Genomic DNA, 25,255 nt, shown 5'->3' on the forward strand with positions numbered 1-25,255 from the left:
TCGCGGAGTCACCGGCCCGCCGGTCCGTTCGGTGCCGTCCGACCTGTCGTCTGAGCGGTTCGCGCGGCCGGGGTCGTCGTGTGACTTGGCGGAGCGGTTCACGCGGTCCGGGTCGTCGTGCGGCCTGGCGGAGCGGTTCACGCGGTCCGGGCCGGCCGGGGGCCGGTGCCGCTCGGCTCGCCCGGCTGTGGGCCCCGCTCGTCTGGGCGCAGTGCCGACACGGACGCCTCGCGCTCCCCCGTCGCGGGCGACAGGGCGACGAAGGCCGAGGTCAGGAAGAGGTAGGACCCGAGGCCGACGGCGAGGGGGAAGATGAACTGCATCGCCGTGGCCCCGGGCAGCGCGGTCCCCGAGGGCGTCACCCGTACCCGCACCGCGAACATCCCGGTGTAGTGCATGCTGCTGACCGCCGCGCCCAGGACGAGGGAGGCGACGGTCACCGCGACGGGTGACCTGGTGTGGAGGGCCGCCCACAGGGCCACGGTGGCGGCGACGACCGCGATGAGGACGGAGAGTCCGACGCGCGTCGGGTCGTAGGTGATGTCGCCGTGCAGCCGGACGGCGGCCATGCCGAGGTAGTGCATGCTCGCCACGCCGAGCCCGGTGGTCAGGCCGCCGAGCAGCAACGCGCGCGTGCGGTCGCGGCCGTAGCCGACGGCGAACACGCCGGCGCAGACGACGACCATGGCGACGAGGAGGCTGAGCACGGTCAGCGGCACGTCGTAGCGGATGTCGGTACCGCTGACGCCGAAGCCGAGCATGGCGACGAAGTGCATCGTCCAGATGCCGGTGCCGATCGCCGAGGCGGCGGTGATGAGCCAGTTGCGCCGCGAGCGGCCGGTGGCGCCGAGCGCGCGGACGGTGCAGCGCAGTCCGAGGGCGGCGCCGATGCACGCCATGGCGTACGACAGCACGGGGGTCAGCCAGCCGAAGGTGGCGTGGTCCAGGTGTCCCATGGCCAGAGGACGTTAGGGGGACACCGGCGCACCGAGGGGGCGCGTTTCGAAAGCCGGCGGAACATGACAGGGAAATGTGTCGCAACGACCGCCTGACACCGGCTCACGGTCGAACGTGTGCGCAGCTCCGTCATCCGCGTCGGTGACGGTCGGGTGGGGGATCATGCGACGTATGAGCGACGAGCACACGCATGACCACACGCGCGTACGGGAGTTCTTCGCCGCGCGCGCCGCGGACTGGGACAGGCGCTTCCCCGACGACGGCCCCGCCTACGCCGCGGCGGTCGCCGAGCTGGGCCTGCGGGAGGGCGACCGCGTGCTGGACGCGGGCTGCGGCACGGGCAGGGCCCTGCCGCCGCTGCGGGCGGCCGTCGGGCCTTCCGGGGTCGTCGTGGGGGCGGATCTGACGGAAGCGATGCTGGAGGCCGCCGCCCGGGCCGGACGGGACCGCGACGGGCGGCTGCTGCTGGCCGACGTGGCGGCGTTGCCGCTGCGCTCGGCCTGCCTCGACGCCGTGTTCGCCGCGGGACTGGTCGCCCACCTGCCGCGCCCGGCAGACGACCTGCGCGAGCTCGCGCGCGTGGTGCGTCCCGGCGGCACGCTGGCCCTGTTCCACCCGATCGGCCGGGCGGCCCTCGCCGCCCGCCAGGGACGGCAGATCACCGACGACGACCTGCGCGCCGAGCCGCACCTGCGGCCGCTGCTGGCCGGCTCCGGCTGGCGGCTGACGTCGTACGTCGACGAGGACGACCGCTTCCTGGCGCTGGCGGTGCGCCGGGACTGAGCGGTGTGCCGACGGGAGCGTTGGGCCGCCGCCGGCGCCTCACTTCAAGGGATCAGCACGCAGTGGTTCTCGATGACCCGGCCGCCGCGGTCGAGCCCTCCGCAGACGGCCAGCCTCGGGTACGCCCGGATCTCCTGGTTGACGACGAACCGCCACCGCGAGACGTTCGCCCTGCTCCCCCGGTAGTCACCGACGAACGCGCGCAGCGTCCCCGGCAGGCCGTCCCTCGTGGTGACGGTGATGTCCTGGACGTAGTCGCGGCCCTGGTAGGCGGTGGCGACACAGATGTACGTGCCGCAGGTGGACTTCACTTCGGCGCTCGCAGGCGCCGCGGTCGCCAGCAGCAGCCCGCCGGCGGCGGTGAGCGTGGCCGTGAGCGCGGCCATGACCCTGGAGATGCGCAATCGCGTCGTTCGTGGCATGAACCGTTGATAGCGGCCTGGTCGGGGGCGCTGTGAGCCGTTCGCCGAGTGCGCCGCCCGTGTGGGTGAAGGAGCCGCACCGGGCCCCGGCCCGTCGTAGGTGTCGAGCACCTCCAGGTCGGCGAGGTCCTGCCGGATCAGGTGGAGGCCACGGCGGGACGGTCTTCCGAGCAAGGTGGCGGGCTCGGCGGGTGCAGCCCATCGCGACCCTCCGGGTGGTTCTCCCGGCGGCCGGAGCGGAGGACGGACAGGCGGGCCGAGCGCCGCCGTCGTAGCAGTACGCCCTGGGCCAAGCCCTTCAGCCGACGGAGTCGCCCCTCTACGGTGAGTGAAGGGGGACGGACGGTCAGTCGGCGCACACCACACCGGGGAAGGTGGTCACCATGTTCGACCGGGTCCGAGAGGGCTGGGCACGGCGGTTGCACGCCCCGCGCGAGCAGGCGCGGCCCGCCCGCGGAGGGCGGACGGGAGCCGCCGGCCGGCGCGCGCCCAACCTGTTCGAGGCGGCCGCCGCCTACGTCTCGGCGCGCGTCGAGGGCGACCAGGAGGGGGCCGACGAAGCGGCGGGCTGGGTGACGCCGGAGGCGCTGTCGTTCGGGACCAGCGAGCTGGCCTGCCGCGCTGTCCTCGCCCTGGCGCGGGAACGGGACGAATCGCCCCGGACCGTCGCCCGTGCCCTCCTCGGACTGCCCGACGGCTGAGACAACCGGCGGAAAGGATGGCCGATTCGCCCCGTCCGGGCAGGAAAACTGCAGCTCCGGGTGGTCCTGGGAGTCGTGACAAGCTCCTTCCCGGCGCATTAGGGTGCGCGCCGATGGACGAACCGATGGGGAGGCTGGGATGGCCGGGACGGACGAGGAGGCCGTCGCCGCCGCGGACGACGCGCTCTATGTGCTCACGGCGGTGTTGCTGACACCGGCGAAGTTCCCGAGCGTGCTGGGCGACGACTACCCGGAGGCCTGCGCCGCGCTCGGCCTCCCTCCGCTGGCCGACGGCTACGGCCTCGTGCTGGGCCAGGACGGCGAGGGCGCGCGCTGGACGGTGGTCATCGACGACGTGTCGCTGGTGGCCGTCGCCATCGCGTCCTGGGACTGCGGCATGGAGTACGACCTGTCGCCGGACGACCGCACGGTGGTCGCCGCCCTGCCCGGCTGGCCGCTCGCCGTCGCCGTGGCCGCGCCCGGTGTGCCGGCGCCGCACGATCCCGGCCCGGAGATCGCGGAGGGGCCCCCGCTGTGCCCTCCGGACACGACGCGGTGGGGTCCGGCCCAGCGCCGGCTGGGCGCCGACGAGATCGCCCTCCAGTGGGCGCTGTGGCGGGAGCAGATCGACGACGCCGAGTTCGCCGTAGCGGAGCAGCGGTCCGTCGAGGCGGGCGCCACGACGGACGACGCGCCGGCGAGGCAGGGCGGCGGGGCCGCCGACCCGGAGGCGTCGGGCGGTACCAAGGGTCACCACGGCATCCGGCGTGTCCTGGCCGAGGCGCGGGCGTACGTCGACTCGCCGCCGCCGCTGGGCCGCGTACGGTCGTCCTTCGCGTCCGGTGACGCGCGGACCCTGCGCGCCGACGGTCCGGGCTGGTCGCTGGTGGCCCGCACCGACGACATCGCGTTCGTACTGCTCGACGAGGAGCCCGGCGAGGTGCTTCCGGTCGGCCGGGGCCCGGAACTGCCGGGGCTGCTGGAGGCGCTCGACAAGATGGCCGTGCGGCCTCTGTGAGCCGGGGGGCTCGACCCCAGGTGTCCCCGGCGCTGGGTGTGGGGTCCGGCCCCACGTGACCTCGGAGCTGGGTGTGGGGTCCGGCCCCACGTGACCTCGGAGCGGGGTGTGGTCCGGCTCCATGGCCCGTCGGCGGCTTGCCGCCCAGCATGGGCAGCCCGCGCGGATCGCCGGTGCCACCCCGGGCGCCCGGCGCGCTCCGCGCCGTCCTGCTCCTGGAGGTCGTGCATGCGTCCCATCCGAGGTGTTCCGCTCGTCGCCGCGCTGCTGCTCGCGGCGGTCGTCGGCGGACCCACACCCGCCGCGGCCGGTGCGGGCACCGACGGCCACTGCGCCCGGCAGGGGCACGTGCGCGTGCCGGGCGCCGCGCTGCAGCAGAGCGCCTGTCTGGCCGACCTGACGACCACCGGGCTGGCCGGCACGCCGTACACCGACCCGGCCGACCAGGCGGGGCTGACCGCACGCGACACACCGGTGCCGTCCGGGGTGCCCGGGGTGCAGGTGGACGGCTACTTCCCGGACTCCTCGCACTTCAACACCACGCACGGGTGGGCGCACGACGCCCAGTTCGTGATCCGGCTGCCCGACCGGTGGAACGGCGGGCTCGTGGTGACCGGCGCGCCCGGGACCCGCAAGCAGTACGCGACGGACAAGGCGATCTCGGACCGGGTGCTCGCCCAGGGCTACGCCTACGCCGCGACCGACAAGGGCAACAACGGGGTCGACTTCTACCGCGACGGCGTGCGGCCCGGCGACGCCGTCGCCGAGTGGAACACGCGGACCACCCAGCTCACCCGCGCCGCCCGCCGGGTCGTGGCCCAGCGCTACGGGCACGCCCCGCGCCGGACGTACGTCACCGGCATCTCCAACGGCGGCTACCTCACCCGCTGGCAGCTCGAGAACCACCCCGAGCTGTACGACGGCGGGGTCGACTGGGAGGGCGCCCTGTGGACGGCTGACGGACCCAGCCTGCTCACCTCCCTGCCGGCGGCGGTGGCCCGCACCTACGGCGCCGCGCGCGACGAGGACCTGTACGCGGTGGGCTTCGCGCCGGGTTCGGAGTTCCTGTGGCCGTACCACGAGAAGGCGTACTGGGGCGTCACGCAGAAGATCTACCGCGCCGAGTTCGACCCGGGCTACGACCCCGCGTGCCCCGGTCCCTCCGCCGGGACCACGGCGGAGCAGATCCTGGCCCCCTGTCCCTCCGACGCGCAGTACGACTACGCCGCCCGGCCGGCCGCCGTGCACCGGGCGGTGGCCCGGGTGGCGCTGACGGGCCGGATCGGCCGGCCGCTCATCACCCTGCACGGCGACCTCGACACCCTGCTGCCGCAGAGCGCCGACTCCGACGTGTACGCGCGGATGATCGACGGGCGCGGACGCGGCACGCTGCACCGGTACTACACGGTGGCCGGCGGCACGCACGTGGACGGGCTGTACGACACCTATCCGGACCGGCTCCGCCCGATCCTGCCCTGCTACCGCTCGGCGTTCGACGCGCTGGTGGCCTGGGTGGAGCACGGCACCCCGCCCCCCGCGGACCGCACGCTCGGCAGGCCCGCGGGCGGCGACGTGGTCGGCTCCTGCTCGCTGGACGACGGGCTCCGGCCCGGCGCCTGACCGGCTGGACGAGGCGTCCCGGCCACGGCCCCGACCGGGACGCCCGCGCCACCCGGGAGGCCCGAGACGCCCGGGACACCTCGGCAACGACCCGCTCGACGCAGGTCCCCGTGGTCAGCGGCCGAGTTCCCTGCGCCGGGTGCGGCGCAGACGGCGCCGCTGCGAAGGGTCGAGGGCCAGGTACGCGGCCGCCGGGACCCCCAGCACGATCAGCAGCGCCGCCCACCAGGGCAGCCAGATCAGCAGGAGGATCCCGGCCGCCACACCTCCTGCGGCGATCTTGGCGTTCTTCGACATGTGTGTCGCCTCCTTCGCGGCCCCTGCCGCTCTCTGTGCAGAGAACGGCTCCACGGGGCGCGCAGTTCCGAGTCCTGACCCTGAGCCGACCCTGAACCGCGCCCCCTACGCATCCCTGAGGCGCGCCGCACGGAGGTGCTGTACTCTCGGCGACTGCACCTTGCTAGTCAAATTTGAGGAGTAGGTTCGTCTTCGTGCAGAGGCTGCCCACGGAACCCACGCCCGCCGACCCCATGCCCGCCGCCCCTGTGCCCGCCACCCCCACGGCCCTCCCGCTCGTCGCGGACTCGCCGCACGACGCTGCCCACCTCGCGCGGGCGTGCGCCGTCTTCCTGCCGGGTGACCCGGCCCGCACCGGCACCGTCGCCTTCTGGAGCCCGGACGGGGCGGTCGAAAGGGACGGGACGGCCGACGACCACGCGGCGGCCACCGGCCCGGCGCTCACCGCTCTGACGGTGGTCCGGCCCACGGCCGACGGCGTGCGGACGGCGACGGCGCCGGCGGTGTTGCTGCCGCTGCGCACCGCCCTGCCGCTCCTCGCACGCGTGCGGGGAACGGCGGACGCGCACCCGGCCACGGCCTTCTGGAGCACGGCCGCGCTCCTGGCCCTCCACTTCGTGGCGCGCGGGCTGGTGCTGCCCGGGCTGTCGGAGAGCGACCACGACGCCTGGCGGATCGGCCCGTTGGGACCGGACGACACCGAGCGGATCAGGCAACTGGCCGCGGCGATGCCGCCCGAGGCGCACGCGGTGCCGTTGGACGCAGGGCACACCGGCGACGGACGGACCGGCGAGGGGCCGGCCGGAGACGAGTCGGCCGAAGACGGGTCGGCCGAAGACGAGGCGGCCGGAGACGAGGCGGCCGAAGACGGGTCGGCCGACGACGGGCCGGTGGCTCACGGCCCGGTCCCGCTGCGGCTCCCGGCCCCGGAAGCCCTGCTGCGGGCCTTCCTGGACGCGGTCGCCGACATCCTGCCCCGCTCCCCCACCGCCCACCTGGTGACGGGCGGCCCGGCCTACGCGGCGCTCGCACCGCAGCACCTGCCCGACCTGCGTGCCTGGGCGGCCGACGTCGCCGCGGGCCACGACGCGGGCGTGCGGATCTCGCTGCGCGTCGAGGGGCGGGGGCTCGACGCCTGCGCGGCGCGGGCGCCGACGGCCGATGCCGGGGCGGGTGCGGACGCCGGGACGGTTCCGGTGCTGCGGGCCGTCCTCCAGGTGCACAGCGTGAACGACCCCGCGCTGGTCGCGGACGCCGCCGACGTCTGGGCCGCCGCGGGTGGTGCGGCGACCGGGGAGTTCGGCCCGCGCGCGCGGAGGGACGTGCTGCTCGCCCTGCGCCGCGCGGCGAGGGCCTGGCCCGCGCTCACACCACTGTTGTCGGCCACCGTGCCGGACGGCGTGGACCTCCTGGACGACGAGGTGGCCGACCTCCTGGGCGACGGCTCGCGCGCGCTCGCGGCCGCCGGTGTCGAGGTGCACTGGCCGCGGGGCCTGGTCCGCACGCTCACCACGGGGGCGACGGTGGGCTCCCCGGAGGACGCCCCACCCACGCGCACCGGCGGCACCGGAACCGGCCAGCACGGCATCTCGCTCTCCGCCGACGCCCTGCTGTCCTTCACCTGGCGCTTCGCGCTCGGCGACCAGCCCCTCACCCGCGAGGAGTTGGACCGCCTGGCCGAGGCGAACCGGCCGGTCGTGCGGCTGCGCGACCAGTGGGTCCTGGTGGACCCGCGGGAGGTGCGGCGCGCCCGGGACCGCCAGGACCACAAGGTCACGCCGATCGACGCCCTGGGCGCCGCCCTGACCGGCGCCGTCGAGGTCGACGGCCGCCAGGTGGACGTCGAGGCCACCGGGTGGCCCGCGGCCGTAGGGGAGCGGCTGCTCGCCCGGGAGGAGTCGGAGCCGGTGCCGCAGCCCCCGGGGCTGGCCGCCGTGCTGCGCGACTACCAGCGCCGCGGCCTCGACTGGCTGGCCCGCACCACCGAGTGGGGGCTCGGCTGCTGCCTGGCCGACGACATGGGTCTCGGCAAGACGGTCACCCTGATCGCCCTCCACCTGCACCGCCAGGCGACGCCCGGGTCCGCGGGACCCACGCTGGTGGTGTGCCCGACGTCCCTGATGGGCAACTGGCAGCGCGAGATCGAGCGCTTCGCTCCCGGCACGCGCGTGCGGCGCTTCCACGGCCCGCGCCGCGCTCTGAGCATTTCGACCACGACGCGGACCGACGCCCCGGCCGACGGGGAGTTCGTCCTCACGACGTACGGCACGCTGCGCCTGGACGCGGCGCGGCTCGCCGGGGTGCGGTGGGGGCTGGTCGTCATCGACGAGGCGCAGCACGTGAAGAATCCCTACTCGGCGACCGCCCGCGCCCTGCGCACCGTCCCCGCACGCGCGCGGGTGGCGCTCACCGGCACGCCCGTGGAGAACAACCTCTCCGACCTGTGGGCGATCCTGGACTGGACGACCCCCGGTCTGCTGGGCCGGCTCGGCACCTTCCGCCGGCGCTACGCACGTGCCGTCGAGAGCGGCGCGGACCCGGCCGCGGCCGAACGGCTCGCGCGGCTGGTCGGACCGTTCCTGCTGCGCCGCCGCAAGTCGGACCCGGGCATCGCGCCCGAACTTCCGCCCAAGACCGAGACGGACCACCCGGTCGCCCTGACCGCCGAGCAGGCGGGCCTGTACGAGGCCGTGGTGCGCGAGACACTGGCCGCGCTCGCCGGCGCCGACGACATGGCGCGGCGCGGACTGATCGTCAAGCTGCTCACCGCGCTCAAGCAGGTCTGCAACCACCCGGCGCAGTACCTGGGCGAGGAGCGGCCGACGATCGCGGGACGCTCCGGCAAGCTGGAGCTGCTGGACGAACTGCTCGACACCCTCCTGGCCGAGGGGTCGAGCGCGCTGGTGTTCACGCAGTACGTGCGGATGGGACGGCTCGTCGAGCGGCACCTCGCGGCGCGCGGAGTGGCCACGCAGTTCCTGCACGGCGGTACGCCGGTCGCCGAGCGGGAGGCGATGGTGCGGCGCTTCCAGGACGGCGAAGTGCCCGTCTTCCTGCTGTCGTTGAAGGCGGCGGGCACCGGGCTCAACCTGACGCGTGCCGAGCACGTCGTGCACTACGACCGCTGGTGGAACCCGGCCGTGGAGGCGCAGGCCACCGACCGCGCGTACCGCATCGGCCAGACGCGTCCGGTGCAGGTGCACCGGCTCATCGCCGAGGGCACCGTCGAGGACCGCATCGCGGATCTGCTGGCGCGCAAACGCCGGCTGGCCGACGCGGTGCTCGGGTCGGGCGAGTCGGCCTTCACGGAGCTGACGGACGCCGAGTTGGCCGACCTGGTCGCACTGCGGGGGGACGAGCGATGAACCACGAGGACGACGCGGCTGCCGGCCGCCACGACGGGACGACGCACCGCGCAGACCGGGCCCCCGAGCACACCTTCGCCGCGCTGCCGCCCGCGCGGGGCGGGAGTTTCGCGCGGACCTGGTGGGGGCGCGCGTGGCTCGCGGCGCTGGAGGACGGCGCGCTGGACGGGGCGCAGGTCCGCGCGGGCCGCCGGCTGGTACGCGCGGGTGCCGTGGGCGCCGTGTCGGTGCGGCCGGGGCGGGTCACGGCGGTCGTACGGGACCGGGACGGGACCGGGCAGCGCGCGGACGTGCTGCTGGCGGAACTGTCGGACGGCCAGTGGGACCGGTTGCTGGACCTGGCCGTCGAGCGGTCGGGGGACATGGCCGCCCTGCTGGACCGCGAGATGCCGCCGCACCTCGTCGAGGACGCGGCGACGGCCGGCATCGACCTGCTGCCGGGGCTCGGCGACCTGGAGCCCTCTTGCGGCTGCGGCGCGTGGGACCACTGCGGGCACACGGCGGCGCTGTGCTACCAGGTGGCGCGGCTGCTGGACGAGGACCCGTTGGTGCTGCTGTTGCTGCGCGGCCGCGCGCCACGGGCCGTCCTGGACGACCTCCAGGCTCGTGGTACGGCCGCAGCCGCACCGGAACCCGCCGCGGCCCGTCTCCGGCCGGACGGTGTGGACGCGGCGCAGGCGTACGCGGCGGCGCGGCCGCCCCTGCCCGCACCGCCCGAACTCCCCGCGGAGCCCGGGCCGCCGCCCTCGCTGGACACCGAGACGCCCCCCGCGGCGGGCGTGGACCCGACCGCGCTGGAGTTCCTCACGGCGCGCGCGGCGGACGGGGCCCACCGGATGCTGTCCGAGGCGCTGAACGGCAGCACCGACGCGTCCGCCGAGCTGACGGCCGGTCAGGACGCGGTGCGGTTGGCGGCCGGGCTCGCCGGCACCCCCCGCGCCTTCCGTACGGCTGTCGGTCAGCGCCTCGCCGCGGGTTCCGGGCGCAGCCGGGAGGCGCTGGCGTCGGCGGTACGGGCCTGGCGGTACGGCGGTGCGGCGGCGTTGTCCGTGCTGGAGGACGAGTGGGAGGTCGAGGGAGAGATGTCGGCACGCGCGCGAAGTGCCCTCGCGTCGGCCTGGGAGGACGACGAGCGGCCGGTGCTGCGCTCCCGGGGCAACCGGTGGACGGCGGTGGGCACGTCCTGCCAGCTCCGGCTGGGGCGGGACGGGCGCTGGTGGCCGTACCGCAAGGAGCGCGGGCGCTGGGTCCCGGCGGGGGACGCGACCGGCGACCCGGCCACGGCGCTGGCGGCGGCGCTGTCCTTCGCGGACGGCGACGGGGACGGGGACGAGAGCACGGGCCGGGGCGCCCGCTAGGGACGCGGGGACCCGACCCACGGCCGACGCACGGCGTTCACCGCGCCGTCGTACCGCGTTCGCGGTGTGACCCAACTCTGTGCGCTGTCACCCCGTTCGCCCCTCCAGGAGGCCCGATGTCCCCGTACGCCGCCGGCCGGCGCCGCGTCCACCGTTCCGTCGCGGCGGTCGTGCCGCTCGCCGTGGCAGCCGCGCTCCTGTCCGCCCGGTCGGCCGACGCGTCCGTGCCCGCCTCGCAGGCCCGGGTCGTGCGGACCGCGACGCTCGGGGACGTGCCGCTCGGGACGTTCAGCAACGGGCTGCTGCCCGGCTCCGTGGCCGACGACCGGGGTATCGACCTGGGCGGCATCGGCAGCGACATCTACCCGGCGGGCCGCGAGGGCGAGTTCTGGACCGTCACCGACCGCGGGCCCAACGGCCAGATCAAGGTGAACGGGAGCAAGCGGCGGACCTTCCCGGTGCCGGGCTTCGATCCGGCGATCGTGCGGATCAAGGTGACCGGCGACACCGTGCGCGTGCTGCGGGCCGTGCCGATCACCACCTCGTCCGGCGGGCCGGTCACCGGTCTGCCGGACCAGGCGGGGCGCGACGAGGCGCCGTACTCCTACGACGCGCGCACGGCGCTGTCGTACGACCCGAACGGTCTGGACACCGAGGGGATCGTGCGGGCCGCGGACGGCTCGTTCTGGCTCGCCGACGAGTACGGGCCCTCCCTGGTGCACGTCTCCGCGCGCGGGGAGGTGCTGACGCGGTACGTGCCCCGGGGGCTCGGGCTGACCGGCACGGACTACCCGGTGGTGGAGGCGCTGCCCTCGGTGCTGCTGCACCGGAAGATCAACCGCGGCTTCGAGGGACTGGCCCAACTGCCGGGCGGTGACCTGGTGATCGCGGTGCAGAGCCCGCTGTCGCTGCCCGACACGGACGCGGGCGAGGCGTCGCTCACCACGCGGCTGCTGCGCTTCTCGCCGAAGAAGAGGGCCGTCACCGCCGAGTACGCCTACCGTTTCGACCCGGTGGGCGTCGTCGACCCCGGTGAGGACGACACCTCCGAGCTGAAGATCTCCTCGGTGGTCGCGGTCGGCGGCGACCGGCTGCTGGTGGAGGAGCGCACCGACAGGGCGGCGCGGCTGCAGTCGGTGCGGCTGGAGCGCAAGGCGGACATCCTGGGCGGCCGGTGGGACGACGACACGACGTCGCCCTCCCTGGAGCAGCTCGCCGACCCGGCGGCCTCGGGCGTCCCGGTGCTCGCCAAGCGGCTGGTGGCGGACCTCGGCGGGGTGGCGGGCGTGCCCGGGAAGATCGAGGGCGTCGCGCGCGTGGACCACGACACGCTCGCCCTGATCAACGACAACGACTTCGGCATGACCGACGGGACCGGGGCGTTCGACGCGCAGGGCAGGCTGGTGGACAGCGGCATCGAGACGAAGGTCGTCTACGTCCGCCTCCCGCGCGGAGTCTGAGTCTCCCCCGCCTGACCGGTCGCGGCGGCCGCATCGGTTCCCCGGCCGCCTACGGCAGCAACCCCGACGGGAGCAGTGACTCCAGACCGCTCGGCAGCTCGCTCGGGAACCCGCTCGGCAGCTCCGTCGGCAGGCCGCTCGGCAGTTCCGTCGGGAACCCGCTGGGCAGCGCCGTGGGCAGCCGGGACGGGAGGGCGGTGGGGAGCCCGGTCGGCAGGCGGAAGGACGGGCTCGGTGAGGCTCCCGTTCCGGTGGTGGCGCCCCCGGGCGATTCGTCCGGGCCGTCGTCCCCGCCGGTGGCCAGCACCACGATCACCACGACGACCGCCACGGCCACGAGCACACCCAGGGCGATGAGCAGCGGATTCCCGCGGCCGCGCGGACCCCGGCCGCCCGGCCCGGGACCCGGGTCGGAACCCGGGCCGTAGGACGGCGGGGGCGGCCCGTAACCGTCACCCGGAGGACCCGGTGGACCGGGCGGACCTGGAGGGCCCGGAGGGGGCGGCGGGGGCGGTCCGAAGCCGTCGCCCGGAGGGGGCGGCGGCAGGTCGCTCGGCGGGTGGGGCGGTCGCGGCGGTACGGGCGGCGTGGCCATGCCGCCCAGGGTGTCGAGAAGTCGCTCCGGGCGCGAGCCCCCGCGCGGGCGCCGGCACCGGGTCGTGCCACGGAGGACACGGTTCCGGCGCAACCGCCCGCGCGCGGGCCCTGACCTCGCGCCCGGAGCGACGTGTGGGGCACGCGCGGGTGCCCGGTCCTGCGCGCCACAGGCGCTCGGCGCCCCACACCACGGGTGGGGGGGCGCCGGGCACCGCGGGTGCTCAGGCCCGCGCGCCCAGCAGGTGGTCCATCGCGAGCTGGTCGAGGCGCTCGAAGGCCATCCCGCGCGCGGCGGCGGCCTCCGGGTCGAAGTCCTCGAACGCCGAGCGGTCCCCGAGCAGCGCCTGCAGGCCGTCGGCGGCGGTCGGCTGGGCCAGTTCGTCGAGGCGGGAGGCGCGCAGGGCCTCCTGGACCTCCGGGTCGGAGCGGAAGGCGGCCGCGCGCTCCTTCAGGATCAGGTAATTGCGCATGCAGCCCGCGGCGGACGCCCACACGCCGTCGAGGTCCTCGGTCCGCGGCGGCTTGAAGTCGAAGTGGCGCGGACCCGCGTAGCCGGCGCTCTCCAGCAGGTCGACCAGCCAGAACGCGGCGCGCAGGTCGCCGGCGCCGAAGCGCAGGTCCTGGTCGTACTTGATGCCGGACTGGCCGTTGAGGTCGATGTGGAAGAGCTTGCCCGCCCACAGGGCCTGGGCGATGCCGTGCGGGAAGTTCAGGCCGGCCATCTGCTCGTGGCCGACCTCCGGGTTCACGCCGTACAGCTCCGGGCGCTCCAGACGCTCGATGAACGCCAGGGCGTGGCCGACGGTGGGCAGGAGGATGTCGCCGCGCGGCTCGTTCGGCTTGGGCTCGATGGCGAAGCGCAGGTCGTAGCCCTGGGAGGTGACGTACTCGCCGAGGAGGTCGAAGGCCTCCTTCATGCGGTCGAGGGCCACGCGCACGTCCTTGGCGGCGCCGGACTCGGCGCCCTCACGGCCGCCCCAGGCGACGTACGTCTCGGCGCCCAGCTCGGCGGCCAGGTCGATGTTGCGGATCGTCTTGCGCAGCGCGTAGCGGCGCACGTCGCGGTCGTTCGCGGTGAACGCGCCGTCCTTGAACACCGGGTGCGTGAAGAGGTTGGTGGTGGCCATCGGGACGGTCATGCCGGCCGTGTCCAGGGCCTGGCGGAAGCGCTTGATGTGCTCCTCGCGCTCACTGTCGGAGGACCCGAAGGGGATCAGGTCGTCGTCGTGGAAGGTGACGCCGTAGGCGCCGAGCTCGGCGAGGCGCTGGACCGACTCGACCGGGTCGAGGGCACGCCGCGTGGCGTCGCCGAACGGGTCCCTTCCCTGCCAGCCGACGGTCCACAGGCCGAAGGTGAACCTGTCCTCGGGGGTGGGCTGGTAGTTCATGCCGCGGCTCCTTGCGTGCTGAGACTATTTCGTCATGGCCGTTTACAAATTAGTATGCCCGAGCATCTCTGGGAAGACAGATCCCGCGGAGCCGCGGAAAAAATTAGGGAGAGCCCGATGTCAGCAGCCGAGGGTCCGCTCGTCGTCGGCGTGGACACGTCCACCCAGTCCACCAAGGCGCTGGTCGTCGACGTGGCCACCGGCCGGGTCGTCGCGAGCGGCCAGGCGCCGCACACCGTGTCCTCGGGAGCGGGCCGCGAGAGCGACCCCCGGCAGTGGTGGGACGCGCTGTGCAAGGCGCTGCGCCAGTGCGGCGACGCGGCGCACGAGGCCGCCGCGGTGTCGATCGGTGGCCAGCAGCACGGGCTGGTGACGCTGGACGCGCAGGGCGAGCCGGTCCGTCCCGCCCTGCTGTGGAACGACGTGCGTTCGGCGCCCCAGGCCCGCAGGCTGACCGAGGAGCTGGGCGGGGCGAAGTTCTGGGCGGAGCGCACCGGGTCGGTGCCGGCCGCCTCCTTCACGGTCACCAAGTGGGCGTGGCTCGCCGAGAACGAGCCCGAGGCCGTCCGCGCCACGCGCGCGGTGCGCCTCCCCCACGACTACCTCACCGAGCGCCTCACCGGTGAGGGCACCACCGACCGCGGCGACGCCTCCGGCACGGGCTGGTGGGCGTCGGCCACCGAGGCGTACGACCCGGAGATCCTCGCCCACGTGGGCCTCGACCAGGCACTGCTGCCGCGCGTGGTGCGGCCCGGTGAGGTCGCGGGCACCGTGCACCGCCACGACCTGCCGTTCTCCAAGGGCACCCTGGTGGCCCCCGGCACCGGCGACAACGCGGCGGCCGCGCTGGGCCTCGGGCTGCGCCCCGGCAGCCCGGTGCTCAGCCTGGGCACCTCCGGCACGGTGTACGCCGTCTCCCGGCACCGCCCCGCCGACCCGACCGGCACGGTCGCGGGCTTCGCCGACGCGCACGGCGACTGGCTGCCGCTGGCCTGCACCCTCAACTGCACGCTCGCGGTCGACCGGCTGGCCGCGCTGCTGGGCCTGGACCGTGAGGCCGTCGAGCCCGCGGGCGGCGTCACGCTGCTGCCCTACCTGGACGGCGAGCGCACCCCGAACCTGCCGCACGCCGCCGGGCTGCTGACCGGCCTGCGCCACGACACGACCGGCGGCCAGATCCTCCAGGCCGCCTACGACGGTGCCGTGCACGCGCTGCTCGCCGCGCTCGACCTGGTCCTCGACGAGGACGCGGACCGCTCCGCCCCGCTGCTGCTGATCGGCGGCGGCGCGCGCGGCACCGCGTGGCAGCAGACGGTACGACGGCTCTCCGGACGCCCGGTCCAGGTGCCCGAGGCCAGGGAACTGGTCGCGCTCGGCGCCGCCGCCCAGGCCGCCGGCCTGCTGACCGGCGAGGACCCGGCCGCCGTGGCCCGGCGCTGGGACACCGCCCGGGGGCCGGTGCTGGAGCCCGTGGAGCGGGACGGGGCGACGATGGACCGGATCTCCGGGGTACTCTCCGATGCCGCGGCGCTGCTGGAGCGGGGCACGGACTGAGCCCGGACGACGGCCGGCCCGGACCCCGGGAACTTCCGGTGACCGGGCCGGGACCGGCACGAGGTGCCGGCGCTGCGCCGAGCGGCGCCGGGACCGACCCAGGGCCCGGTGACGGACCGACGCAGGGCCCGGTGACGGACCGACGACGTCGGCCGTCCCGGGGCACCGGCGAAGGCCGCCGCGAGGACCACGAAGGCCGACCTGAGGACTGACGGAGGCATGAGCGCACCGCTGCACGAGTCCCGACCCACCGGCCGGGGGCCGGCGCTGCCCGACACCCAGCAGGGCATGCGCCGCCGCAACCTGGCGCGCGTGATGCACGCCGTCCGCGCCGAGGGGTCGTTGTCGCGGGCGGCGGTCGCCTCGCGCATCGGGCTGACCCGGGCGGCCGTGTCGACCCTGGTCGACGAGCTGATACGCACCGGACTGCTGGAGGAACTGGGGCCCGAGCGGCCCGGGCGGGTGGGCCGCCCCGGCTCGGCGCTCGCCGTGAGCGGCCACGGTCCGGCGGGGATCGGGGCGGAGATCGGCGTCGACCACCTCGCGGTGTGCGCGATGGACCTGCGCGGCGAGGTGCGGGCCAGGGCCGTGCGGCACGGCACCAACCGGGGCCGCTCCCCCGGGCCGGTCGTCGCCGAACTGGCCGAGCTGATCGACGAGGTGGTCACGGCCGCCCGGGGCGAGCGGCTGTGGCCGGCCGGGCTGGCCGTGGCGGTGCCCGGACTGGTGGCCCGCGACGGCCGCACCGTCGTCCGCGCCCCGAACCTGGACTGGCACGACACGGACCTGGGCGAGCTGCTGCCCTCGGACCACGCACTGACCGTGGACAACGAGGCCAACTTCGGCGCCCTGGCGGAGCTGTGGCTCACCGAGGGCACCCCGCGGGACTTCCTGCACGTGTCGGCGGAGATCGGCATCGGTGGCGCGGTCGTCGTCGACGGCAGTCTGCTGCGCGGCACGCGCGGTTTCGCGGGCGAACTGGGCCACGTCCCCGTCCACCCCGACGGGCCCGCGTGCGGGTGCGGCGGGCGCGGCTGCCTGGAGCAGTACGCCGGCGAGGAGGCCGTGCTGCGCGCGGCCGGACTCGAACTGGGCGAGGACCGGGTGGGGTTGCTCGCGGGGCGGGCGGCCGACGGCGACGAGGACGTACGGCGCGCCCTGCGCGACGCCGGGGAAGCGCTGGGCATCGCGCTGACCGGCGCCGTCAACCTCCTCGACCCGCGGTCCGTGGTGCTGGGCGGCGCCCTCGCCGGGCTCGCGCCGTGGCTCCTGCCCTCCCTGGAGGAGGAGTTGGCGCGCCGCACGGCGGGACCCGCGTGCCCGGTGGCGGTGTCCCCGCTGGGCCCGCAGGGGCCGCTGCTCGGCGCGGCGCACGCGGTGGTGCGCGGGGTGCTGGACGACCCGGCGGGCGTGGCCGCCCACTCCTGACACCGGATCAGGGGCCGCAGGTGCGGCACCTGTTGTCGGGCCCCGGTCCCCGCGTGAGGATGGTCCCCAGCCGTATCGCTGTCGGGAGGCCGACTTGACCGATCCCTGGGTGGCTCTGGAGCCGGGCGCCGACCCCGGCGAGCGCGTACGGGCGCTGCGGCGCGCGCACGAGACGTTCACCGCGGCGGGCACCGTGCCGCGGCCGGTGCGGACCGTGGTGGCCGACTCCTGGAGACGGTCCGCGCGGGCCGGTGTCGGGCCGGACGGCGCCGCGAGCGTCGAGTTGAGCGACGGCGACCTCGGCGCGTACCGGGCGGAGCACCCGCTGGCCGCGGTGATGCCGCTGTTCCGGGAGCTGATGGGCACGTTCGCCGCCGACGGCGAGCACCTGCTCGCGGTGTGCGACGCGCACGGGCGGCTGCTGTGGGTCGAGGGGCACCCGGCGACGCGCCGCAAGGCGGGGCGGATGAACTTCGTGCCCGGCGCCCGGTGGGCGGAGAGCGCGGTCGGCACGAACGCGCCGGGGACGGCCGTCGCGGTGGACCGGCCGGTGCAGGTGTTCGCGGCCGAGCACTTCATCCGGCGCGTGCAGCCGTGGACGTGCGCGGCGGCCCCGGTGCACGACCCGCGCACCGGACGGGTGCTGGGCGCGGTGGACATCACCGGGGGCGACGGGCTGGCGCACCCGCACAGCCTGGGTTTCGTCCAGGCGGTCGCGCGGGCCGCCGAGTCGCACCTGGCGCTGCTCGCACCGCACCGCCCGCACCCGGACACACCGCAGCTGACGGCGCTCGGGCGCGACGAGGCGCTGCTGCGCGGCGGCGGACGGCGGATCCGGCTGAGCCGGCGGCACAGCGAGATCCTGGTGCTGCTGGCCGGTCACCCGGAGGGCCTGAGCGGGGACGAACTGCTGTGCGCGCTGTACGCGGACGAGTCGGTGACCCCGGTGACACTGCGGGCGGAACTGGCCCGGCTGCGCGGGGTGTTGGGGCCGGGTCTGCTGGCGTCGCGGCCGTACCGGCTCACGGGGCCGGTGACGTCCGACGCCGCGGTGGTGGAGCGCCGTCTGGCGGCCGGCTCGGTCACGGGCGCGGCGGCGGCGTACGCCGGTCCGCTGCTGCCGGCGTCGCAGGCCCCGGCGGTCGTCCGTATCCGGGAGCGGCTGGCCGACGAGGTGCGGGCCGCGCTGATCGCCCGCGGGGACCCCGACCTGCTGGCGGACTGGGTGCACGCGGCGTGGGGCGAGGAAGACCTCGACGCGTGGCGGGCGTTGGCGGCCGCGCGTCCCACGGCGGCGGTCCGGGCCCGGCTCGCGGCGCTGGAGGCGGAGCTCGCCGCGCCGGCCGGATGGGAGCGGGCGGGCGGCTCGGCCGGGACCGGACACCCGGCGGTCCGGGCCGGACAGCCGGCAGCGCGGGCCGGACAGGCGACGGCGTGGGCCGGGCACTCGACGGCGCGGCCGGGGCATCCGGCGGTCCAGGCCCGCGGGGGTGCGGCCCCGGACCCGGGCAGGCCCCCGACGGCACGCAACCTCCGTGCAACGTAGCGGCTCCTAGCCTCGCGTCGAGAGCCGCCCAACGGCGGGCGGCGCTTGCTGAGGGAGGCCACCCGCATGACTCGTTACGCCGCGCCGGGCACCGAAGGCGCGATCGTCTCCTACCAGTCGCGCTACGACCACTTCATCGGCGGGGAGTACGTCCCGCCGGCCCGGGGGCAGTACTTCGAGAACCCGAGCCCGGTGAACGGGCAGCCGTTCACGGAGGTGGCGCGGGGCACCGCCGAGGACGTGGAGAAGGCGCTGGACGCGGCGCACGCGGCGGCGCCCGGCTGGGCCCGCACCTCGGCCACCGAGCGGTCGGACATCCTGCTGAGGATCGCCGACCGCATGGAGGCGTACCTCGAACCGCTGGCGGTCGCGGAGAGCTGGGAGAACGGCAAGCCGGTGCGCGAGACGCTGGCCGCGGACATCCCCCTGGCCATCGACCACTTCCGCTACTTCGCGGGGGCGGTGCGCGCGCAGGAGGGCTCGCTCAGCGAGGTCGACGAGGACACGGTGGCGTACCACTTCCACGAGCCGCTGGGCGTGGTCGCGCAGATCATCCCGTGGAACTTCCCCGTCCTGATGGCCGCGTGGAAGCTGGCGCCGGCGCTGGCCGCGGGCAACGCGGTGGTGCTCAAGCCCGCCGAGCAGACCCCGGTGTCCATCCACTACTGGCTGAGCCTGGTCTCGGACCTGCTGCCGCCGGGCGTGCTGAACATCGTCAACGGCTTCGGCCCGGAGGCGGGCAAGCCCCTGGCGTCGAGCCCCCGGGTGGCCAAGGTGGCGTTCACCGGGGAGACGTCGACGGGCCGGCTGATCATGCAGTACGCGGCGGAGAACCTGAAGCCGGTCACGCTGGAGCTGGGCGGCAAGTCCCCGAACATCTTCTTCGACGACGTCTGGGAGAAGGACGACGACCTGCGGGACAAGGCGCTCGAGGGTTTCACGATGTTCGCGCTCAACCAGGGCGAGGTGTGCACCTGCCCGTCGCGCGGCCTGATCCAGAGCGGCAACTACGGCGACTTCCTGTCGGCGGCGGTCGCCCGCACCGAACTGATCAAGCCCGGGCACCCGCTGGACACCGACACGATGATCGGCGCCCAGGCCTCCAGCGAGCAGCTCCAGAAGATCCTGTCGTACATCGACATCGGCCGCGAGGAGGGCGCGAAGGTCCTCACCGGCGGCGAACGAGCCGAGTACGAGGGCGAGTTGAAGGGCGGCTACTACGTCCGTCCGACCATCTTCGAGGGCGACAACCGCATGCGGGTGTTCCAGGAGGAGATCTTCGGGCCGGTCGTCTCGGTGGCGTCGTTCGACGACTTCGACGACGCCGTCAAGATCGCGAACGACACGGCGTACGGCCTGGGCGCCGGGGTGTGGACGCGGGACATCAACACCGCGTACCGCGCGGGCCGGGCCATCCAGGCGGGCCGCGTCTGGACGAACTGCTACCACGCCTACCCGGCGCACGCGGCGTTCGGCGGCTACAAGCAGTCGGGGATCGGCCGGGAGACGCACAAGATGATGCTGGAGCACTACCAGCAGACGAAGAACCTCCTGGTGTCGTACTCACCGAAGAAGCTGGGCTTCTTCTAGAGACGGGGAGTCACACCCGCCGACACGCCCTGGGGCGCCCGGTGCCGCGCGAGCGGCGGCACCGGGCGCCCTTGCGTTGGTGGGTGCGCGCGTTCGGGCGTTGTTGCGCGCATCCTTGACGGTCCAACAACCGCTTTCTACGCTCCGGCTCACGCCGTGGAAGCGCTCCCACGCCTTCCCGAGCGCTGCCGCCCCCCACACCGGAGATCATCGTGACTTACACACACTGGCGCCCCCGCACGGCGTCGCCCCGGCCTCGCGGCCGACTGCTGGCCGGCATGACGGCCGCCGCCCTCGCGGCCTGCCTGCTCGGCGCGGCACCGCAGACCGCGCACGCCGCGACCGCGCGGCAGGCGGAGCGCCTCGACCGGGGGCTGGTCAGCGTCCACACCGGCAGCGGCAACCTGGTGTCATGGCGGTGGCTGGCCACCGACGCGGACGACGTGGCGTTCAACGTCTACCGCGGGGCGACGAAGCTGACCGCCTCCCCCGTCACCACCGCCACCGACTACTTCGACTCCGGGGCCCCCGACTCGGCCGACTACACCGTGCGCGCGGTGGTCGGCGGCGTCGAGCAGGCGTCCTCCGAGCACGCGCTCCAGTTCCGCGCCGGCTACAAGGACGTGCCGATCTCGCCCCCGGCAGGCGGCACCACCCCGGACGGAGTGGCGTACACCTACGAGGCGAACGACGCCTCCGTGGGCGACCTGGACGGCGACGGCGCGCTCGACCTCGTGCTGAAGTGGCAGCCGACCAACGCCAAGGACAACTCCCAGTCCGGCTACACCGGCACCACCGTCGTCGACGGCATCCGGCTCGACGGCACCCGGCTGTGGCGGATCGACCTGGGCCGCAACATCCGCTCGGGCGCGCACTACACGCAGTTCCAGGTGTACGACTACGACGGCGACGGCCGCGCCGAGGTCGCGATGAAGACCGCCGACGGCGCCCGGGACGGCACCGGCGCGGTCATCGGCAACTCCTCGGCCGACCACCGCAACTCCAGCGGCTACGTGCTGTCCGGCCCGGAGTACCTGACGATGTTCGACGGGCGGACCGGCAAGGCGATGGGCACGGTCGACTACGTCCCGGCCCGCGGCACCGTCTCCTCCTGGGGCGACTCCTACGGCAACCGCGTCGACCGGTTCCTGGCCGGCACCGCCTACCTGGACGGCTCCCGCCCCTCCCTGATCATGGCCCGGGGCTACTACACGCGGACCGTCATCGCCGCCTGGGACTGGCGCGGCGGTGCCTTCACCCGGCGGTGGACCTTCGACACCGCCTCTTCCACCAACACCGGCAAGGGCTACGACGGCCAGGGCAACCACCAGTTGGCGATCGCCGACGTCGACGGTGACGGCCGCGACGAGATCGTCTACGGGGCGATGGCCGTGGACGACAACGGCGCCGGTCTGTGGACCACGCGGAACGGCCACGGCGACGCGATGCACGTCGGCGACCTGGACCCCGCGCGTCCCGGGCTGGAGGAGTTCAAGGTCGACGAGGACTCCGCCAAGCCGTCGTCGTGGATGGCCGACGCCCGTACCGGGCAGGTCCTGTGGTCCACCCCCGCCAACGGCGACAACGGCCGCGGGGTCTCCGGGGACATCTGGTCCGGCAGCGCCGGTGCCGAGTCGTGGTCGTCGGCGGAGAGCGGTCTGCGCGGCCCGTCCGGCGCGGTCGTCACCGGCCGCAAGCCCTCCAGCACCAACTTCCTGTCCTGGTGGGACGGCGACACCGTACGCGAACTCCTCGACGCCACCCACATCGACAAGTACGGCCCCTCGGCCGACACCCGGCTGCTGACCGGCTCCGGCGTCCACGCCAACAACGGCACCAAGGCCACGCCGTCGCTGTCCGGGGACATCCTCGGCGACTGGCGCGAGGAGGTCGTCTGGCCCACCAGCGACAACCGGGCTCTGCGGATCTACTCCACGCCGTACCAGACGGGCACGAGGATCACCACGCTGCTCCACGACACCCAGTACCGCACCGCCCTGGCCTGGCAGAACACCGCCTACAACCAGCCGCCGCACCCCGGCTTCTTCATCGGCGCCGGCATGGCCACCGCCCCCCGTCCCGACGTCTACACCCCCTGACCCGGGCTCAGCACGCGCACCGGGTCGCCGTCGAGGTACGCGGCGATGTCCTCCACCACCTCGCCGTAGAAGGTGCGGTAGTTGCCCTCGGTGACGTAGCCGAGGTGCGGGGTGGCCAGCACGTTGGGCAGGGAGCGCAGGGGGTCGTCGGCGGGGAGGGGCTCGGTGTCGAAGACGTCGAGCCCGGCCCCGGCGATCCAGCCCTCGCGCAGGGCGCGCAGCAGCGCGCTCCGGTCGACGAGGCCGGCGCGGGAGGTGTTGATCAGGTGGGCGTGCGGGCGCATCGCGCGCAGTTCCGGCTCGCCGAGCAGACCGCGGGTGCGGTCGGACAGGACGAGGTGGAGGGACACGAAGTCGCTGCGGCGCAGCAGGTCCTCCTTGCCGGAGGCCAGTTCGGCACCGCCCTCGGCCGCCCGCTCGGCAGTGAGGTGGGGGCTCCAGGCGAGGACGTCCATGCCGAACGCGGTGGCGACGCGGGCGACCCGGCTGCCGATCCGGCCCAGTCCGAGCACGCCCAGCGTCCGGCCGGCGAGGTCCTGGCCGACGGTGGACTGCCAGGGTCCACCGTCGCGCAGGGCCCGGTTCTCGGTGGTGAGGTGGCGGGCGAGTCCGAGCAGGAGCGCCCAGGTGAGTTCGACGGGCGGGGTGGGGCTGCTCGCCGTGCCGCACACCGTCACGCCCTGCGCGGCCGCCGCGTCGACGTCGATGGAGGGGTTGCGCCGGCCGGTGGTGACCAGCAGGCGCAGCCTGGGCAGGCGGCGCAGCAGGCCGGCGTCGAACGGGGTGCGCTCCCGCATGGCCACGACGATCTCGCAGTCGACGAGTTCGGCGGCCAACCGGTCCTGATCGGTGTGGTGTTCGCGCAGCGTGCGCACCTCGACCCGGTCGGCGAGGGGGCTCCAGTCCGCGTGGGTGAGGGCGGCGTCCTGGTAGTCGTCGAGTACGGCGCAGTGGAAGATCATGCGGGAATTCTGCCGCGCCTCCCGCACTGGACGGCCAGCGGCTCGACCCGGACCGGCGGCCACCGGTGGGGGGGTTCCATGGCGGCCGCCTGCGGCTCCGCCACCGCCCGGACGTCCATACCGTCGCGGATCGTAGCTCCACCTGCAGAGCGCGCCACACGAATCCGGCTATGCGGCCGGGCGTCTCCCGTAGTACGCGCTCACGGTCCTGGCCAGCTTCCGCTGGATCCTTCGAAGCACCGGGAGCGTGGCCTCGTCACTGAGCCCGGTGGTTGTCTGCCACTCCACGCCTGAACCGACGAGGTCGCTGACGAAGACGATCTCCGCAGCCAGAAGAGTCCGCGCCCAATCGACGGGCTTGATCGGATCATCGTCAGCCAGAGCGCGGCCCAGGAGGCCGCACTGATCGAGCAGATCGCGAGCACTCTCGAATCCCATGCCGAAGGCGAGTTCGTCACTGCTCCGGGCCGGCCCGCCCCATTCGCCCAGAGCTCGCCGCAGCAGTTGGACCTCGCCCTCGGCCAGGAGCTCACTTGGCCTCACGGCTTGCTCCGGCATTCGTCCCGCCTTCCTGCCTCGCCCTTGCCGCAGGACGATCATGGAGGTCCGCAGCAGCCCGGACGACCGTGAACTGAGCAGCCTGTCGCGGAAGGTGATCCTGGACGAGCTGTCCGAGACGCTGGCCGGCTTCCGCACGCTGCTGGCCAAGCAGCAGTGGTCACCGGAGACCGTCACGATCCTCGGTTCCTTCCGCAACCTCGTGGGCCATCTGCGGACCGCCTGCCCCTGCCGGGACCGCACCGAGCAACTCGAACTGGCGCTGGAGCACTTCGCCCTCCACGCCGCACGTGAACCTTACCTGCCGACGGACGGCGATCTCCCTGCCGAGACCCGTCTCCTCATGGACGAGGCCGCCGGCTATGCGTACTTCTCGCTCACTCTGCTCGGCATCTTCGGACGCGAACCCTTCAACTCCCCCTTGGCCGCGGCCGCGCAGCACGGACCTGACGGCGACCCCGAACTCCTGGCACAGGCCCGGCTGGAACTCGCGATCTCCCCCCACAGCGCCAGACGTCTCGTCGACGGCATCCGTGTGGCCTGGGGTCTGCCCTCTGCGACCGTCGAACCGTTGATCGCCTCCGTCCCTCCGCCCCGCAGCAGGGTCTGCCCGCGGCATCACCGCTCCACGCGGACTGCGAGCAGAGGTGCCGGGCGATGAGCTGACGGCTCCGCCACCCGCACCACCGGTGCGGCGAACCGCCCTCGGCGATCCGGGCATCGCCGGGGTGCGGGCGCGGTCCGCCGTGTCCGCACCCCGGCCGCTTCACCGATCAGGTCCGTCGGAGCCGGGAGAACGGCCGCGCTCACAGGGGCAGGATCTCCAGGGTGCCGGGTCCGGCGACGCGCTGGACACCGGTGGTCAGGCACTGCACCGGGTCGATGGTCAGACGGGCGCTGGTGATCTGCAGGGTGCGGCCCTGGAAGTCGCCCGCGTCGATGGTGGCCACGACTATGCCGACGGTCTCGCCCACGGGACGCTGGCTCAGGGTGATGCTGCCCGTGAAGTGCGACGTGCCGGTGGTGTGGCCGGCGTCGTCCTGCCACCGCACGGTGCCGCTCGCGTTGGTGATCGGGACGTTGAGGGTGCAGCTGAGCGTTCCCCGGGCGCTGGAGGTGTACTCGGCGAAAGCGTGATCGGGATCGACGAGTTGTCCGGTACAGGGACCGAACTGCCCGTTCACGCTGACCGTCTCGGTCTGGGGCAGCACGGACAGTCCGGGGCTGATGGTCTGCTCGACGTAGCCGGGGCACGCTGCGACGGGAATGCCGTCCTGGGCTTGAGCGGGCTGCGAGACGACCGCGAGAAGCGCGAAGACCAGCGCTGGGACGGACAACAGGGCCGTTACAGCACGGCGTCGAGTCGGTATGCGGGGCATGGTGATGTCTCCTTTGCGCGGTTCGGATCCCGCTCGCTGCTGCCGGTGGGCACCAGGAGCGCTGGGACGTGCAGCCGGTTGCCGAGCAGGGCACGCCGGTTCGTACGGTGGCGACCGGCCAGTGAGCAGTTCTCGACGCAGCGGACTGCGGACTACGGCAGCCGACGCTTCCC

At 74.6% G+C, this 25,255-nt stretch carries 21 protein-coding genes; 13 read left to right on the forward strand and 8 right to left on the reverse strand.

What is annotated here, in order from left to right:
- Nucleotides 1-137 precede the first annotated feature (137 nt).
- Complete coding sequence (locus E4U92_RS10125; protein ID WP_137299970.1) at nt 138-956, reverse strand: MHYT domain-containing protein; 819 nt, start codon at nt 954-956, stop codon at nt 138-140.
- Nucleotides 957-1,128: 172 nt separating this feature from the next.
- On the opposite strand from E4U92_RS10125, the gene E4U92_RS10130 reads away from it, so the two are divergent.
- Nucleotides 1,129-1,740, forward strand: a complete 612-nt coding sequence (locus tag E4U92_RS10130; protein WP_137299971.1) for a class I SAM-dependent methyltransferase — start codon at nt 1,129-1,131, stop codon at nt 1,738-1,740.
- A 44-nt stretch (nt 1,741-1,784) separates the two neighbouring features.
- Here E4U92_RS10130 and E4U92_RS10135 read toward each other — a convergent pair whose 3' ends face one another.
- Nucleotides 1,785-2,162, reverse strand: coding sequence for a hypothetical protein (locus E4U92_RS10135; protein ID WP_229862396.1), 378 nt, complete (start codon nt 2,160-2,162; stop codon nt 1,785-1,787).
- A 383-nt stretch (nt 2,163-2,545) separates the two neighbouring features.
- Between E4U92_RS10135 and E4U92_RS10140 the strand changes: the two genes are divergently transcribed.
- The 3 genes from E4U92_RS10140 to E4U92_RS10150 all read left to right on the forward strand — a co-directional run bounded on the left by E4U92_RS10140 (nt 2,546) and on the right by E4U92_RS10150 (nt 5,501).
- Nucleotides 2,546-2,863, forward strand: coding sequence for a hypothetical protein (locus E4U92_RS10140; protein WP_137299972.1), 318 nt, complete (start codon nt 2,546-2,548; stop codon nt 2,861-2,863).
- A 139-nt stretch (nt 2,864-3,002) separates the two neighbouring features.
- A complete protein-coding gene (locus E4U92_RS10145) occupies nt 3,003-3,881 on the forward strand; it encodes a hypothetical protein (RefSeq protein WP_137299973.1) in 879 nt (292 codons plus the stop codon).
- A gap of 228 nt (nt 3,882-4,109) precedes the next feature.
- Entirely contained in the window at nt 4,110-5,501 is a 1,392-nt protein-coding gene (locus E4U92_RS10150; protein ID WP_137299974.1) for a tannase/feruloyl esterase family alpha/beta hydrolase, read from the forward strand.
- Nucleotides 5,502-5,615: 114 nt separating this feature from the next.
- On the opposite strand, the gene E4U92_RS10155 is transcribed toward E4U92_RS10150, so the two are convergent.
- Nucleotides 5,616-5,798 carry a hypothetical protein gene (locus E4U92_RS10155; protein ID WP_137299975.1) on the reverse strand — a complete coding sequence of 61 codons (183 nt, stop codon included), beginning with the start codon at nt 5,796-5,798 and terminating at the stop codon, nt 5,616-5,618.
- Between the two features lie 233 nt (nt 5,799-6,031).
- Here E4U92_RS10155 and E4U92_RS10160 point away from each other — a divergent pair, with 233 nt between their 5' ends.
- From E4U92_RS10160 to E4U92_RS10170, 3 genes are all read left to right on the forward strand, one after another.
- Nucleotides 6,032-9,163, forward strand: coding sequence for a DEAD/DEAH box helicase (locus tag E4U92_RS10160; RefSeq protein WP_137300150.1), 3,132 nt, complete (start codon nt 6,032-6,034; stop codon nt 9,161-9,163).
- On the forward strand, nt 9,160-10,521 hold the full coding sequence (locus E4U92_RS10165) for an SWF or SNF family helicase (protein WP_229862394.1): 1,362 nt from the start codon (nt 9,160-9,162) through the stop codon (nt 10,519-10,521). The genes E4U92_RS10160 and E4U92_RS10165 overlap by 4 nt, the downstream gene beginning before the upstream one ends.
- Nucleotides 10,522-10,637: 116 nt before the next feature.
- Nucleotides 10,638-11,981, forward strand: a complete 1,344-nt coding sequence (locus E4U92_RS10170; protein WP_137299976.1) for an esterase-like activity of phytase family protein — start codon at nt 10,638-10,640, stop codon at nt 11,979-11,981.
- Nucleotides 11,982-12,030: 49 nt separating this feature from the next.
- Here E4U92_RS10170 and E4U92_RS36575 read toward each other — a convergent pair whose 3' ends face one another.
- Nucleotides 12,031-12,324 (reverse strand): hypothetical protein, encoded by a 294-nt coding sequence (locus E4U92_RS36575; RefSeq protein WP_241681774.1) that lies wholly within the window; start codon nt 12,322-12,324, stop codon nt 12,031-12,033.
- Nucleotides 12,325-12,799: 475 nt separating this feature from the next.
- Nucleotides 12,800-13,966 (reverse strand): xylose isomerase, encoded by a 1,167-nt coding sequence (gene xylA / locus E4U92_RS10180; RefSeq protein ID WP_137299978.1) that lies wholly within the window; start codon nt 13,964-13,966, stop codon nt 12,800-12,802.
- A gap of 117 nt (nt 13,967-14,083) precedes the next feature.
- Here xylA and xylB point away from each other — a divergent pair, with 117 nt between their 5' ends.
- From xylB to E4U92_RS10205, 5 genes are all read left to right on the forward strand, one after another.
- Nucleotides 14,084-15,520, forward strand: a complete 1,437-nt coding sequence (gene xylB / locus E4U92_RS10185; protein ID WP_137299979.1) for a xylulokinase — start codon at nt 14,084-14,086, stop codon at nt 15,518-15,520.
- Nucleotides 15,521-15,739: 219 nt separating this feature from the next.
- A complete protein-coding gene (locus E4U92_RS10190) occupies nt 15,740-16,948 on the forward strand; it encodes an ROK family transcriptional regulator (RefSeq protein ID WP_137299980.1) in 1,209 nt (402 codons plus the stop codon).
- 94 nt (nt 16,949-17,042) lie between these two features.
- A complete protein-coding gene (locus tag E4U92_RS10195; RefSeq protein ID WP_229862388.1) occupies nt 17,043-18,494 on the forward strand; it encodes a GAF domain-containing protein in 1,452 nt (483 codons plus the stop codon).
- 66 nt (nt 18,495-18,560) lie between these two features.
- Nucleotides 18,561-20,084 carry an acetaldehyde dehydrogenase ExaC gene (gene exaC, locus E4U92_RS10200; RefSeq protein WP_137299981.1) on the forward strand — a complete coding sequence of 508 codons (1,524 nt, stop codon included), beginning with the start codon at nt 18,561-18,563 and terminating at the stop codon, nt 20,082-20,084.
- 278 nt (nt 20,085-20,362) lie between these two features.
- Complete coding sequence (locus tag E4U92_RS10205; protein ID WP_137300152.1) at nt 20,363-22,183, forward strand: rhamnogalacturonan lyase; 1,821 nt, start codon at nt 20,363-20,365, stop codon at nt 22,181-22,183.
- Here the strand turns inward: E4U92_RS10205 and E4U92_RS10210 are convergent.
- Entirely contained in the window at nt 22,171-23,145 is a 975-nt protein-coding gene (locus E4U92_RS10210; RefSeq protein WP_137299982.1) for a D-2-hydroxyacid dehydrogenase family protein, read from the reverse strand. The two genes, E4U92_RS10205 and E4U92_RS10210, sit on opposite strands and share 13 nt — an antisense overlap.
- Before the next feature lie 168 nt (nt 23,146-23,313).
- A complete protein-coding gene (locus E4U92_RS10215; RefSeq protein WP_137299983.1) occupies nt 23,314-23,703 on the reverse strand; it encodes a hypothetical protein in 390 nt (129 codons plus the stop codon).
- A gap of 40 nt (nt 23,704-23,743) precedes the next feature.
- Between E4U92_RS10215 and E4U92_RS10220 the strand changes: the two genes are divergently transcribed.
- Complete coding sequence (locus E4U92_RS10220) at nt 23,744-24,364, forward strand: hypothetical protein (protein WP_137299984.1); 621 nt, start codon at nt 23,744-23,746, stop codon at nt 24,362-24,364.
- Between the two features lie 145 nt (nt 24,365-24,509).
- Here E4U92_RS10220 and E4U92_RS10225 read toward each other — a convergent pair whose 3' ends face one another.
- Entirely contained in the window at nt 24,510-25,040 is a 531-nt protein-coding gene (locus E4U92_RS10225; RefSeq protein ID WP_137299985.1) for a hypothetical protein, read from the reverse strand.
- Nucleotides 25,041-25,255: the final 215 nt, after the last annotated feature.

The organism is Streptomyces galbus (assembly GCF_005280195.1).
GTDB classification, from domain to species: domain Bacteria; phylum Actinomycetota; class Actinomycetes; order Streptomycetales; family Streptomycetaceae; genus Streptomyces; species Streptomyces galbus.